Source organism: Acetobacter aceti (assembly GCF_002005445.1).
GTDB lineage: Bacteria > Pseudomonadota > Alphaproteobacteria > Acetobacterales > Acetobacteraceae > Acetobacter > Acetobacter aceti_B.
Genome location: NZ_CP014692.1, coordinates 1,358,829 through 1,371,234, shown reverse-complemented (window position 1 = coordinate 1,371,234; position 12,406 = coordinate 1,358,829). Strand labels below are relative to the sequence as shown.

The 12,406-nt window shown below is 55.1% G+C and carries 14 protein-coding genes; 8 read left to right on the top strand and 6 right to left on the bottom strand.

Going from position 1 to position 12,406, the window contains the following annotated elements:
- Positions 1 to 26: 26 nt before the first annotated feature.
- Together A0U92_RS06165 and A0U92_RS06160 are read left to right on the top strand one after the other, a co-directional pair.
- The gene (locus A0U92_RS06165) at positions 27 to 1,001 is read left to right on the top strand and encodes a hypothetical protein (protein WP_077812464.1); all 975 of its coding nucleotides are present in this window, start codon (positions 27 to 29) and stop codon (positions 999 to 1,001) included.
- Positions 1,002 to 1,221: 220 nt separating this feature from the next.
- Complete coding sequence (locus tag A0U92_RS06160) at positions 1,222 to 1,626, top strand: hypothetical protein (protein ID WP_077812463.1); 405 nt, start codon at positions 1,222 to 1,224, stop codon at positions 1,624 to 1,626.
- A 138-nt stretch (positions 1,627 to 1,764) separates the two neighbouring features.
- Here the strand turns inward: A0U92_RS06160 and A0U92_RS06155 are convergent, their stop codons facing one another.
- Positions 1,765 to 2,355, bottom strand: coding sequence for a transglycosylase SLT domain-containing protein (locus tag A0U92_RS06155; RefSeq protein ID WP_236748294.1), 591 nt, complete (start codon positions 2,353 to 2,355; stop codon positions 1,765 to 1,767).
- Positions 2,356 to 2,817: 462 nt separating this feature from the next.
- Here A0U92_RS06155 and A0U92_RS06150 point away from each other — a divergent pair, with 462 nt between their 5' ends.
- Positions 2,818 to 3,450: an acyltransferase gene (locus A0U92_RS06150; protein ID WP_077812461.1), complete on the top strand. Its 633-nt coding sequence runs from the start codon at positions 2,818 to 2,820 to the stop codon at positions 3,448 to 3,450.
- A gap of 702 nt (positions 3,451 to 4,152) precedes the next feature.
- Here the strand turns inward: A0U92_RS06150 and A0U92_RS06145 are convergent.
- Both A0U92_RS06145 and A0U92_RS06140 read right to left on the bottom strand, forming a co-directional pair.
- The gene (locus tag A0U92_RS06145) at positions 4,153 to 5,325 is read right to left on the bottom strand and encodes an L-dopachrome tautomerase-related protein (protein WP_077812460.1); all 1,173 of its coding nucleotides are present in this window, start codon (positions 5,323 to 5,325) and stop codon (positions 4,153 to 4,155) included.
- A 94-nt stretch (positions 5,326 to 5,419) separates the two neighbouring features.
- Complete coding sequence (locus tag A0U92_RS06140) at positions 5,420 to 5,623, bottom strand: cold-shock protein (RefSeq protein ID WP_077812459.1); 204 nt, start codon at positions 5,621 to 5,623, stop codon at positions 5,420 to 5,422.
- A gap of 189 nt (positions 5,624 to 5,812) precedes the next feature.
- Between A0U92_RS06140 and arsC the strand changes: the two genes are divergently transcribed.
- Positions 5,813 to 6,172, top strand: coding sequence for an arsenate reductase (glutaredoxin) (gene arsC, locus A0U92_RS06135; protein ID WP_077812458.1), 360 nt, complete (start codon positions 5,813 to 5,815; stop codon positions 6,170 to 6,172).
- 42 nt (positions 6,173 to 6,214) lie between these two features.
- On the opposite strand, the gene A0U92_RS18430 is transcribed toward arsC, so the two are convergent.
- Together A0U92_RS18430 and A0U92_RS06130 are read right to left on the bottom strand one after the other, a co-directional pair.
- A complete protein-coding gene (locus tag A0U92_RS18430; protein ID WP_257788159.1) occupies positions 6,215 to 6,340 on the bottom strand; it encodes a hypothetical protein in 126 nt (41 codons plus the stop codon).
- A 47-nt stretch (positions 6,341 to 6,387) separates the two neighbouring features.
- The gene (locus A0U92_RS06130; RefSeq protein ID WP_149026534.1) at positions 6,388 to 6,840 is read right to left on the bottom strand and encodes a flavin reductase; all 453 of its coding nucleotides are present in this window, start codon (positions 6,838 to 6,840) and stop codon (positions 6,388 to 6,390) included.
- 177 nt (positions 6,841 to 7,017) lie between these two features.
- On the opposite strand from A0U92_RS06130, the gene A0U92_RS06125 reads away from it, so the two are divergent.
- Positions 7,018 to 8,064 (top strand): enoyl-CoA hydratase/isomerase family protein, encoded by a 1,047-nt coding sequence (locus A0U92_RS06125; RefSeq protein ID WP_077812456.1) that lies wholly within the window; start codon positions 7,018 to 7,020, stop codon positions 8,062 to 8,064.
- A 5-nt stretch (positions 8,065 to 8,069) separates the two neighbouring features.
- Here the strand turns inward: A0U92_RS06125 and A0U92_RS06120 are convergent, their stop codons facing one another.
- The gene (locus A0U92_RS06120; RefSeq protein ID WP_077812455.1) at positions 8,070 to 8,405 is read right to left on the bottom strand and encodes a hypothetical protein; all 336 of its coding nucleotides are present in this window, start codon (positions 8,403 to 8,405) and stop codon (positions 8,070 to 8,072) included.
- A 234-nt stretch (positions 8,406 to 8,639) separates the two neighbouring features.
- Between A0U92_RS06120 and A0U92_RS06115 the strand changes: the two genes are divergently transcribed.
- From A0U92_RS06115 to der, 3 genes are read left to right on the top strand one after another with little or no spacing between them, the layout of a single operon-like run.
- Positions 8,640 to 9,329, top strand: coding sequence for a hypothetical protein (locus A0U92_RS06115; RefSeq protein WP_077812454.1), 690 nt, complete (start codon positions 8,640 to 8,642; stop codon positions 9,327 to 9,329).
- A 59-nt stretch (positions 9,330 to 9,388) separates the two neighbouring features.
- The gene (locus A0U92_RS06110; RefSeq protein ID WP_077812453.1) at positions 9,389 to 10,777 is read left to right on the top strand and encodes a PQQ-binding-like beta-propeller repeat protein; all 1,389 of its coding nucleotides are present in this window, start codon (positions 9,389 to 9,391) and stop codon (positions 10,775 to 10,777) included.
- Entirely contained in the window at positions 10,770 to 12,332 is a 1,563-nt protein-coding gene (gene der / locus A0U92_RS06105) for a ribosome biogenesis GTPase Der (RefSeq protein WP_236748293.1), read from the top strand. Before A0U92_RS06110 ends, der begins: the two co-directional genes overlap by 8 nt.
- Positions 12,333 to 12,406 lie beyond the last annotated feature (74 nt).

Sequence of the window (12,406 nt, the reverse complement as noted above, 5' to 3'; positions counted from 1 at the left end):
CTGCATGCGAATAAGGTTCCCCCTCCATGAACACCGCAACGGAATTCACTGCTGAATGGCACCTCGAACGCTCGCGCCCAGAGCAGCTTCTCTCCTATCTTGATCTTGCGCAGCCATTTGTAGGCCAGATCAACAAACTGATCGCCCGGTTTCGCGATGTGCAGTTTCTCTGCGAGCATGGGACCAAACCGGAATTGCTTCTTCCTCTCCGAGACGCTCTCGCGTTCAATCTGGTCAAGATGTCCCGCTGGTGGAGCTTCGATTTCTGCCCGCGCAGCATTCTGGAAATGCAGGCGCCCCGCTTCCTTGGGCATGTGAAAGAACATCTACGGCATTCATACGACGATGATGCGCTCTATGATGTCTTCACCACCCAGCGTTATCTTCACCCCGGCAGCCCTTCAGACGTGCTGGTTGTCGGCCATGACCCTGAACCGGACCTGTCCCATGTGCTCTATGGTGTAGACGGACAGCGCCGCTTTCGTGTCGGTTCCGAAACGCCTGACGGCTCGTCGCTCTGGCACAACGGAGCCTATTCTGATTTCGCGGGAGCATGGCTGGCGGCACGCGCAGTGAATGCGCGCGAGAGTGGTGACCGGGAGGCCGCACGCGACGCCTCTCTCGCGCAGGCGGAGCACGAACAGACCCGATTGTGGCACCAGCGTCATTTCCACGCCTGCTGCGAGCGCCATGTCGTCACGCTTTATGCCGACGCAAAAAAACGCCTGATGCTCCACAAAAGCGCCTTCGGACGCATGGAATCTGAAACCGTCATAAACAGCCTCGCTTTTCGCGTTGCCCGTTTTGCCGTTCATTCCGGCATGACAATAACGGACCTGATCCGTGAGACCGCTCCATCATCCTCTCAGTTTGAAGACAGTATTGATATCGAGCGACGGGCGCGCACCCACGTCTTTACATCCGTTGACGAAACCCGGCAGACTGTTCAACTCGCCGTCGTGGATCGCCTCGGCAGCTATCGTCCGCGTCATTGCTGCTGATTTTCCTTTTCAGAAAACGGGAGCCTGCCTCGAGTCATTTCATCTGGCTCTGATCCTTCACATCCTCATGACAACCGATATGTGATCGCCAAACCTTCACTGGGCAGAGGAAAAAAGCTGCATCAGAAGCTTTGCAGAACGGGGTAATATCTCGTTCTTTCCCGGTCCGGATCATCACATCCATGTCTGTTGTTCAGCCACCTCCTATGGAAATATCGTCTTGAAACGATATTTCCTTGTCTCTCCCCTGCTGGCCGGTTTTTCATCCGGACTTTCTGATGTGACGCTCTCCGGATCAGCCTGCGTGGAAGAGGCGACACCCGTTTCCGATACCGTGCATCTGGATGATGCCACAGCAACCAACGAAGGGCCTCCCACAACGATGGGCCGCACTGGCGCCCTGACAGCCACACCGCCGGTCATGACCCGCGTTGCGCCGGATCAGACGCAGGTTGTGCATATTCGCCCCGCCGGAAGCGGAAAGGTGCTGGAAGTCCGGGTCCGTCCCGGCATGCGGCGTGCGGGCCGAAGACGGACTGGTCCGCTATCAGGCTACTGTCTGCATGAAGCCTATCAGCAGCGGGCTCAGCTCGATGCGGCTCTCAAGGCTACCAGGCAGCTCTGACTGAAGCGAGCGCCTCTTATGCCCGTGGGGAAACAGCTCCAGGGTCTCTCTAGTTTCCTCAACTGCACTGACGCTGCTTGTCTGCCCGTGCTTTACACGCGGGTCATGCGATCGTGCCGGAAAGATGCCGAATAACGTTCACTGCCCGACATCCGGCTCAAACACGGTGATTCCGTAACCCGAGGCTGTTTTGACCCAGTTACGGCCGTCGTGCTGTAGCTGGGAAGTCTCTCCCTCTGGGGGTGTGTAATATCCCGTAGCATTCTGACCGGAACTACCTTCATATTTCCGAAACACAGCTTGTGCGTACCGGTTACCGCCCTGTGAGAGGAGGGTATGGTAACGGGCGACCGCCTCGTGCCAGTTTCCCGTCTTCGCATGAATCTCCCGCAGGAAAAGGCCAGCCGCCAACCCATTGGTCACAGGATCAAAGCCTGCTTCGATGGACGGAAAGGCATCGGAATGCCACCCCAGATTGATCTGGAAACATCCGATATCAACACGCGGCCGTGGGCCGAAAGCATGAGATTTCAACATCGTTCTGACAGCATCGACAGCCAGTTCGGGACGGGAGAAGGAAATGGCCAGACCGTTTACATTGACCGCAAGAGGCCGGTTATTGCTTTCGACCCGGGCAATCGCGACAAGCAGCCCTTGTGGAATATCAAGGCTGTGTTCGACAAGAGAAGCTGCCTTGTCGCATGATATGTCCGACGCCGCGTGAGCCACAGAGACCGAGAGGCTTAAGGCAAAGCATCCTCCGACAATCCAACATCCGAAAATTGGGTTCATGAGATGAATATCTCACAGCTTATTTAGGATTTTCTTAAAATCGTCTGGACGGCACATTCTGAACAAAAATTTATCAGTCAGTATCTGTCATGATGTAGAAACATTATTTTAATTTTTTAGCTTTAGAGAAGCCGGATCGTTCATCGGCATACGATATGATGAGAAACAACTGGATTACTATTTCATTCAAAAATTCAAATATACAAAAAACAATCCTTAAAGAGAATGCGTTGTAATTTTCACTAAAAATATAAGAAAAGAAACGGATTTCATTTTTATCAAAGGAAGAAAATGTCTTCCATATCGTTAAAAAGTCGGTATTTTGAGGGTAGGTTTAGCCGCTCTCCAATCCCCCGTTGCTGATGTGTTTTTTCGGATATTTATCTTAGGGGTACACAAATGATATTCCGATTCGCTTTCAAAATACGTCAAAAAATATTCAGACAATCTTATCTTTCCTGGGAATATTTCGAAAAAAAAACAAAAATACAAAAAATGATTCAACCTGCCTACCAGAGTGTTCTCAAGAGTATGTCGGGAGCCACTTTCGGTAAGGATTGCTACATCTCTCCGACATCGCATGTGTACACCAATACCATTTCAGTCGGTGACAGCAGCTTTATCAGTGGTGGCTGCATTGTCAGAGGACATGTCGTGATCGGCAGTGGAAGCGGTATCGGAGCAAACTGCCATATTGCAGGCCCGGTCAAAATTGGCAGCGATACAATGATAGCCAATAACGTCCATATCTTTGGTTTCAATCACGGAACATCGCCGAAAGAGCAAATGCGCCTGCAACCCTGTGTGGTGAATGGTGTCGTCATTGGCGATGATTGCTGGATTGGAGCCAATGTTTCAATTGTAGATGGCGTGACTATCGGGGATCATTCTATTGTGGCAGCCGGAGCTGTTGTCACCACAAACGTTCCTGCGTGGACTGTCGTTGCGGGAGTTCCTGCAAAAATCATCAGATCTCGCATAGAAGAAAAAGAAAATACTTATCCTGAGAAGGTCAGTAACATCTCAGCCTGATCAAGAGAAAACGATCTCAAATGATCAAAAAGCTGTCTTGTGTCCGGTCCACCAGAGAGAAATTTTATCTGTTCTCTGCATAGCCCAGTTGATTGAGATTACGATGAAACGGCCGAAAATTACATGCAGTTGCCCCGGTCCGAAGTCGTTTAATCAGGTTATGAGAACATCTTCATCTCAAGCCGGGTTTTAAAAACTGCCTGCTATCACTGAAGTATTTCTCCAACCTTTCTCTACGGATCGACAAGCGGCTTCAGACAATCCAGATCCTTCCAGAGTCCTTCATAGTCACACTCACTCATCTCACAACCTGACTGACTACCCTCGCCCTACTGACAGGTCAAAATGTTCCTGACCAGATTTCAGGTGATTGAACGCATATCGCTATCATTCACATCGGTAATTACAGAACACTCCGCAACACTCAGAAAAAGAAACAATAAATCTCAGGTATATTCACTCTCATCTCTGATGAAACGGCAGACACCATGCGCCGACCAATGCGTGACATTATGCCTATCAATGCCACATTATTGTAAGTTCTGTTTTTTCAACATTGCGACAAAGATAGACACCATCCTGTAAAATAATAAATTTTCAGCATAATCTTCATCGAAACCTCATTCACAAGACAAACATTTTCGACGGATATTACCATTTCAATCCTGACAGTGACATATCGCATGTCAGGTCTGAAATTCTCTATTTTTTCAAATCAATCCTTACGATCAAGTAAGGGCGTTTCTGCATATCATGACCATCATGAAAAACAGGCAATCTGGCCCACTGACCGACGGTCATGATCAGACTGCTAACTGACTGCTTGGTCTGTTCTCCTGACGCAAGACTATCCGGACTGATCAGGCGAGGATCATGGGCAACAAGACTCAGGTTTCCATCTGGAGACCGGCGAACAACACCGTGCCTTTCCTCATCAGCCATATAAAGACTGTCGTCCGGGGCTGTAAAAATGCCATCAACAACACCAACCTCCCCTTCATCACGAACAGCCTGCCTGAGATCGACTTCACTGGCCGATGGATCGGACATTATTGCTGTTGGCGCGCTATACAGGCGTCGCGAAGAAAAAGGCGCCCAGAATAACCGTGAGGAATCCACACTAAGGCCAATTCCGTTCACTCCACCCTGCGGCATTTGTGGATGATCCGGGTTATAGCGGAACAGATTTCCATCCACTTCCATGACATGACCCGGCGCTGCGCTGACACTTGCGTCATCAGCCAGAATCCGCCTTGCCTGACCGCTTGCTATATCCAGCACGATCAAGGCCGGATGGGTCGTCTGGGACGTGTCGGAAACAAAGGCAGTCCCTTCCTTTCCATGCGTCAGATCTACACGAATATCATTGATATGACTGTCAGGCCGGACGACTGGTGAAGACAGTGAAAAACGCCGGACAATACGATTGGTACCGGGGTCAACAAGAATGATTGCAGGAGTTTGTGGCTCCGTCTGACCTGCAGCAATCCCCTCATCAATCACCCATACCCTGCCGTGAGCATCCACCGTCATGCCCAGAGGGGATATCAGCTCTTTCTGGGTTGCGGCATCAGGAAACGGCTGAAGTTTCGAACCGCCCTTCCAGACAGCCAGCACCGGCCCGGGATGCCTCTGCGCGCTGGTGGGGAAGGACAGGACGAACCGACCATCGGCAAGATGAACAATACCGGAAGGCTGGGCGTCATAAAATCGTCCCAGAACATGCACATTACCTGATGAGGCAAAGCTCTGTTCCACGCTGTCGGAAGCATGAGCCGACAAGGACGCGCCCAGAAGCCCCACAAGCGCACAGACTGCAATCGTTCGGGAGGCTCCGGGCAGCAACCCGCATGTCAAGTATCGAAAACGGGCCATCCAACATTTCTCCCCACAGATCACTCTGGACCAGCCAGAATCCTGTGGAGATTTCCCTCTTCAGTTCAGCAGACAGTGTTCCTTACAGAACACTTCAGATTTTCTTGAGATTTGTTGCGGACGCCTTGCCGCGATCTTCCGTCAGATCGAAGCTGAGACGCTCACCGTCGGCCAGTCCCTGCCATCCGGCAGCCTGAACCGCTGTGATATGTACAAACACATCCTTATCGGAATCATCTGGTTTGATGAAACCATAACCCTTGGTCCCGTTGAACCATTTCACAGTACCAATAGACATACTCTTTCTCCCATCAGGAAACCGGAGCACTCAGCCCCTTCTTCCGACATACCAAACCGACAATCAGGGACTGGCAAGGGAATTCTGCTTCAGTCTGCAGAAACCCTGCGTCTGGCTGGCGAGACAGGCTGGGCAAGCCGTATCGATGACCGATATGTTTTCATTTTTCATTATGAGCGGAAACGGCCAATGCAAGCCACTCTATACCACAACCCGCGCTGCGGTACATCTCGCAAGGTCCTGGACATTCTCAGGAACGAAGCTCCGGATCTGAATGTCGTCGATTATCTGAAGACTCCACCAGATCGCGACACCCTGCTTGATCTCGCAAATCGTCTGCCCACGGGAGCAAAGGGCCTGCTCCGGACCAAGGAACCTCTGGCGACAGAACTCAAACTGACAGAGGATGACGCGACGGAAGAGCAGATTCTCGACGCACTTTCAGCCAATCCGATCCTGCTCAACCGACCGGTAGTGGTGACTCCTCTTGGGGTGCGTGTATGCCGTCCTGCGGAAATCGTAAGGGAGATCCTGCCACCGACCGACTGAACCATGCCGGTGGACCCGACAACAGGTCCACCGGCACTGCACTCAGTTGGGCAGCGACCAGTCAAGCCAGGCCATCAGCCCGACGAACACGGCAAGGAAGACGTGAGCGATCAGAAGACCGCGAACGGTGATGACAGGCACTTCGTTTTTGGGACGACAGGTCGCCATGACATGGTCTTTCGTTGAAAACAGAGTGTTCCGGGCGGGAAAACGGATCAGTTGTGTGGCAGATGATGATATGCCCGGTTGAAGTAAACGAGCGCAGGAACAGGGCTTCCCATTCTGACAGCCTGCACCTGGCCGAACAGCACACTGTGGGTACCGACTTCAACAATGCGTTCAATACGACAGTCAAGGGACGATACCGCCTCTTCAAGGGACGGAGCCCCCGTCTCCAGTGTCGTCCAGTGCCCGACTGCAAAGCGTTCCAGCGCGGTGAGAGAACCGGCGAATCGATCAGACAGATGCTGCTGGGCGGATGCCAGAACATTGACGCACATCGGACCGCCTTCGTGGAAAGCCTCCCGCACACGGCTCGCGCGCTTGAGACAGACGAGAAGAGTCGGAGGGTCATCCGTTACCGAACACACGGCAGAGGCTGTAAATCCAACCGGTTCAGCCAGGGTTCCTGTGGTCACAACCGTCACAGCGGCACCGAGACGCGCCATGGCCTCCCGGAAGAGTGTTCCGTCAACGCTCAAATTTCTTCCCTTCTCTCACGCAGTCGTGCAGTCGTGACCCCTTCATACAGCCTATCCCATAACGATTAAATGCAGTGTCGCAACCAGAGATAAACTCTCAATGAATGCGACCCCTTCAGAAACGCTGGTAACAGGGCTTACCGTATGCAGGACACCACAGGCGCCGTTCGGTGCAGCCGCCACGGACATGTCGGCCATATTACACTCGACAGGCCCAAAAATCTCAATGCGGTTGATCGCGCCATGGCTGAAGAGATCATGGATACCCTCGATCAGTGGCGTGCCGATCCCTCCATCGGGAGAATCCTCGTCGATTCTTCTTCCAGCAAGGCCTTCTGCGCGGGAGGCGACATCAAGTCCCTCTACAAAACCATCCTGCAGGATGGACCAGAAGCCGCTCACAGGCACATGACTATCCCCTATCAGGCCATGCTGATGATCGCCCATTATCCCAAGCCGGTCATCACCCTCATGGACGGTATCACAATGGGCGGCGGCATCGGGCTTGGCGCTCATGCCCGCTACCGGGTGGCCACGGAGCGTTCGGTCTTCGCCATGCCGGAAAATCTGATCGGGCTGACACCTGATGCCGGTGGTTCATGGCTTCTGGCACAGGCTCCGCGCCCTTATGGCCTGCGTCTGGCCCTCACCGGAGACCGAATGAACGGCGCTCAGGCTGTCGCTATGGGTTTTGCCGATTATTTTGTGTCTTCGTCGAAGCTGGAAGCGCTGAAAACCGCATTGCTCAACGATACTGCGCCAGAAGAGATCATTCTGAGCCGCTACACAACGTCGTCCCCTGACCTGTGCGCGGACGCTTTTCCCAAGATGATCAGCGCTCTTTATGATGTGGAGCATCTGGGACCGCAGGAAGGGCTGCCTGTGCTGCTCTCGCGCCTGGAAGCAGCGGATCAGGAATGGGCCACAACTGATCTGGCGACTTTGCGCAGCGTCTGCCCGTTTTCACTCCATGTCACATGGCGGATGCAACAGAAGCTCCACACCGCCATCACCTCACGCGACGACGCCTTTGCTCTCGAAACACGTCTTGTGCTTCACATGATCTCACGCCCCGATTTCTCCGAGGGTGTAAGAGCGAGAGTGATCGACAAGGACAACGCGCCTCGCTGGTCTCCTGCCACCCTGTCAGGAGTGGAGAAAGATGCCGTCGAGCAATGCTTCGATGAATGATTGGCTCAGTAGCTGTACTGATTCGAAGGGGGCGTATTTGAATAGGGTTTGTTCAGGCGCACGGCATTCTGTTCGGAAGTGAGGCCAGCGGGGCCTTCCGCCACAGACCGCGCGACGTTCGGCATGAGATCCGGCCTGCTCCAGCAGTCCACACCACTCCAGCCCTGCGTGCAATAAGGCTGGGGCGGCGGTGGCGTTTCAGGAGGCGAACACCAGCCCGTCCCCTTCATCAGTTCTGTGGTGCTGCATGATCGCCCCATGGCGAATGAACCGATCTGCGGGACAGAACATCCGGCAAGCATCGGAAGAAGACAGAGGACAAAAAGGCGCGTGCTGTGCATAAGCCCATTGTGCTCCCAATCCGGTGAATAAAGGCTTACCGCATCTCTCCCTGAACCTGATTGTCGGCCTCTCCGGTTTCAGCCCGCAGGATCGGTTGCATGAACAGGTTTGCCGCCACGCTACCTCCCGGCTATTGTCCGGTCAGTTCTTGAGGTTGTGATGATGATATGCCGCGATTTCCCGTGGAAATCATGAATCATCCCGATCTGATCGAAAGGAGAGAGTAGGGTCCCGTGTCTGACGATATTTTCAGGGAAGTGGATGACGCCATGCGGATGGAACGCCTCCGCAAAAATGCGCGTCGATTCGCGGGACTTGGTCTTGCCGGTCTTATCCTCATCGGCGCAGGGATCGGTGGTTGGGAATATCACCTCTCCAGCCTCCATAAGGATGCTCTTGCAAAGTCCGCTACCTACATGCATGCGCTGCACGATCTGGGTTCGGACAGTTCTGTCGCGGGCACCAGTCTTCCTCTCACGCCAGCCCAGCAGAAAGCCCTGACAACCCTGGCGGAAATCGGAAACGCCCCTCCCGCAGGTCTGGCGACACTGGCGCAACTCCGTGAAGCTTCTTCTGACGCCACGCACGGCAAGACCCAAGACGCCCTCAGGATCTGGGACAGCATTCAGCAGAACACAAAGCTGGACGCGACACTGCGGCACATGGCCACGCTTCTGTGGTGCCAGTGGCAGATTGATACGGGCGATATTGCGACCATCCGTTCGCGGCTTTCCCTGCTCTCCGCTGAAAGCAAGCCTTTTGCGGCTCTTGCCAGCGAACAGCTGGCGACACTCGACCTGCGTGCGGGCGACGTCAAAGCAGCCCGCGAGCGCCTGACCCGCCTGCAGCAGGATTTCAATGCGCCCAACGGCGTACGGATGCGTGCCGGGGGCATGCTGCAAACCCTCGACCAACAGGGGTAAGCCCCCGGGGATCAGGATCGTTATTTCTTCCTTTCTACTCCGTCTGCCGAGAGCTTTTCATGCACCAGCCTCCTTCTGACAGCCGCCGCGGTTTTCTTGCTAAACTGCTGACCGGAGCCGCCATTGTGCCGCTTGGAGGCTGCCACCTGTTTGAAGATGATAAAAAGCCTCTTGCCGTTGGTCACCGCGTGCCCGTGATGCCCGCCCATGGCGGCCTCACTGTCACCAGAAGCAAGGACGCCCTTGCGCCAATCACCATTCCGGCACCGATAACGACGACCGACTGGCCCATCAGCGGACGCATTCCCAGCCATGTCGGGGCAAACTACGCATGGGGAGGCCTGAAGCGCCGCTGGACCCGTTCCATCGGCTCCAGCACCTCCGAGCCCGACCTGCTGGCGCTGGTCGCCCTCGGCTCAAACGGACAGAGCATTTTGCAGGCCTCTCCCGTCATTCAGGCAGGCCGCATCTTCACGCTCGACTCCACCGGCAATGTAAGGGCCTTCACCTGGCCCGACATGCGCCATCTCTGGACGTTCAATCCCAAACCGCACCGGATGAAGTCCAGCAATCTGGGCGGCGGTCTGGGCGTGAATGGCGATACGCTCTATATCGTTGACGGCATTGCGGAAACAGTCGCCGTTGAAGTCGAAACCGGCAAGGTGAAATGGCGTGTGAACGTCGGCACTCCGGGACGCTCGGCTCCGACCATCGAAAAAAACCGTGTTTTCTTCAGCACAATCGACGCTCGCCTCTTTGCTCTCGACGCGACATCCGGACACCAGCTCTGGACATACGCCGCCAGCATGGCTCCCACAGTCATGTTCGGCGCGCCTGCCCCCGCAGTCGTGGACGGCATTGTGCTGGCAGGCTTCGGATCCGGCGATATTGTCGCCCTGCGCGAGGAAAGCGGCGAGGTCGTGTGGAGTGATACGCTGGGTGCCGGCAACGGCATGGCGTCCGCTGGTGATTTTTCCTGCATCCGCAGCCTGCCCGCCATTCAGAATGGCACCGCCTACGTCATGAGCGTCTCGGCCTCCCTCGTCGCCTTCGACATGCGCTCAGGTCGGCGTCTGTGGGAGCGGGGCATCTCCGGAGCCTCTCCCCTTCTTGTCGTTCAGGACTGGCTGTATCTCATCACTCTGGATGGACAGGTGGCCTGTCTCGATCGTATCACCGGTCAGGTCCGCTGGATCAGCCAGTTGCGCCAGTACAGACGGGTCAATGCCCAGAAAGATGGTGTCGCCTGGACAGGCCCCGTTCTGGCAAACGGTAAACTGCTCTGCGTCAGTACGCTGCCTGAAAACGGCATCGTTTCGCTCGATCCCGTGACAGGAAAAATTCTTTCCATCGACTCTCTTCCCGCGCCGACTACGGTCGAGCCCATATTCTCTGACGGACAAATGCTGATTATCGACAACCGAGGCGACCTCAACTCCTATGGCTGAACGCCCACGCGGAAAGTCCGGAAAGCGCGGACAACAATGGCAATCCCTGCGGCCGGAAGCCCCTCTTCCCGCCAGCACATTGCCAACAGTGGTGATCGCCGGACGGCCTAATGTCGGGAAATCCACCCTTTATAACCGTCTGACCGGACGACGGAACGCGCTGGTAGCTGACTTTCCCGGCGTCACGCGCGACCGCAAGGAAGGCGAAGCGCTGATGCGTGGTCGCACGATCCGTCTGATCGACACGGCGGGTCTGGAGGAAGCGGCTCCTGATTCGCTGTTTGGCCGGATGCAGCATTCTTCCGCCCTGGCCGTGCAGCAGGCAGACCTGATTCTGTTCTGTGTGGATGCCCGCGCCGGAATCACGCCGGCCGACCAGCATTTCGCCACATGGCTGCGTCGTCAGAACCGGAAGGTCCTGCTGATCGCCAACAAGGCCGAAGGCCGCGCCGGAGCGGCCTCCGCAATGGAAGCCTTCGCTCTGGGACTGGGTACGCCGATCGGCATTTCCGCAGAGCATGGAGAAGGCATTTCCGATCTGATGACGGAAATTGTCGAAGCCCTGCCACAAGGTATCCTGCCGCCTGTTGTGGACGAGAAACCTGTCAAAAAGAAAACGAAGCCTAAAGCTCCGGTCGAAGAGACGGTTAGTTTCGCTGCTCTTACAGGTGAAATTGACGAAATTCCTGAAGAGTTTGCTGAAGACGCTGTCTTCATCGAGGATGAGTCCGCCGAACCTGGTATTCTGAAGATCGCCTTCGTTGGTCGCCCGAATGCCGGTAAATCAACCCTGATGAACCGTCTTCTCGGCGAGGAGCGCATGATCACCGGCCCGGAACCCGGTCTGACCCGTGACTCGATTGCCGTTCTGCTGCGTGACGATCATGGCGAAGTGCAGATTGTCGATACGGCTGGTCTGCGGAAAAAGGCGAGGGTTGAAGAGCATCTGGAAAAGATGTCCACCTCCGCAACGATCGAGGCGCTCAAACGCGCCGAGGTCGTCGTTCTGGTCATCGACGCCACGCTTGGACTGCACGAGCAGGATCTCCAGATCGCCCGCCTGATCGAGCGTGAAGGCCGGGCCTGTGTTCTGGCGCTGAACAAATGGGACGCGGTGGAAGATCGCACCGCGACACGTCAGGCGATCTACGATCGTATCCAGACCTCGCTGGCCCAGATGAAGGGGATCGAGGTTGTCTCATTCTCAGGCAAGACGGGCGCGGGTGTGCAGAAACTGCTCCCTGCTGTCCGACATGCCGCCGAAATCTGGAACAGTCGCGTTCCGACCGGCGAACTCAACCGCTGGTTTGACACAATGCTGGAGCGCCATGCACCACCACTGGTTCAGGGCAGACGTCTGAAACTGCGTTACATCACGCAGGTCAAAAGCCGCCCGCCGACTTTCCTGATATTTGGCACTCGTGCGGAACAACTGCCTGATGACTATCGTCGTTATCTGGTGAACGGGCTGCGTGACACTTTCGGTCTGAGCGGCGTACCGATCCGCCTGCAATTACGGGGAACTAAAAACCCTTACGCAGACGAACGGGACTGACAGGACGCAACGGTTAGCTTGACGTTTGCGCCTGTGAAGCAGGGCTGTTTCATAGGCAGCCGCTTTCATGACGT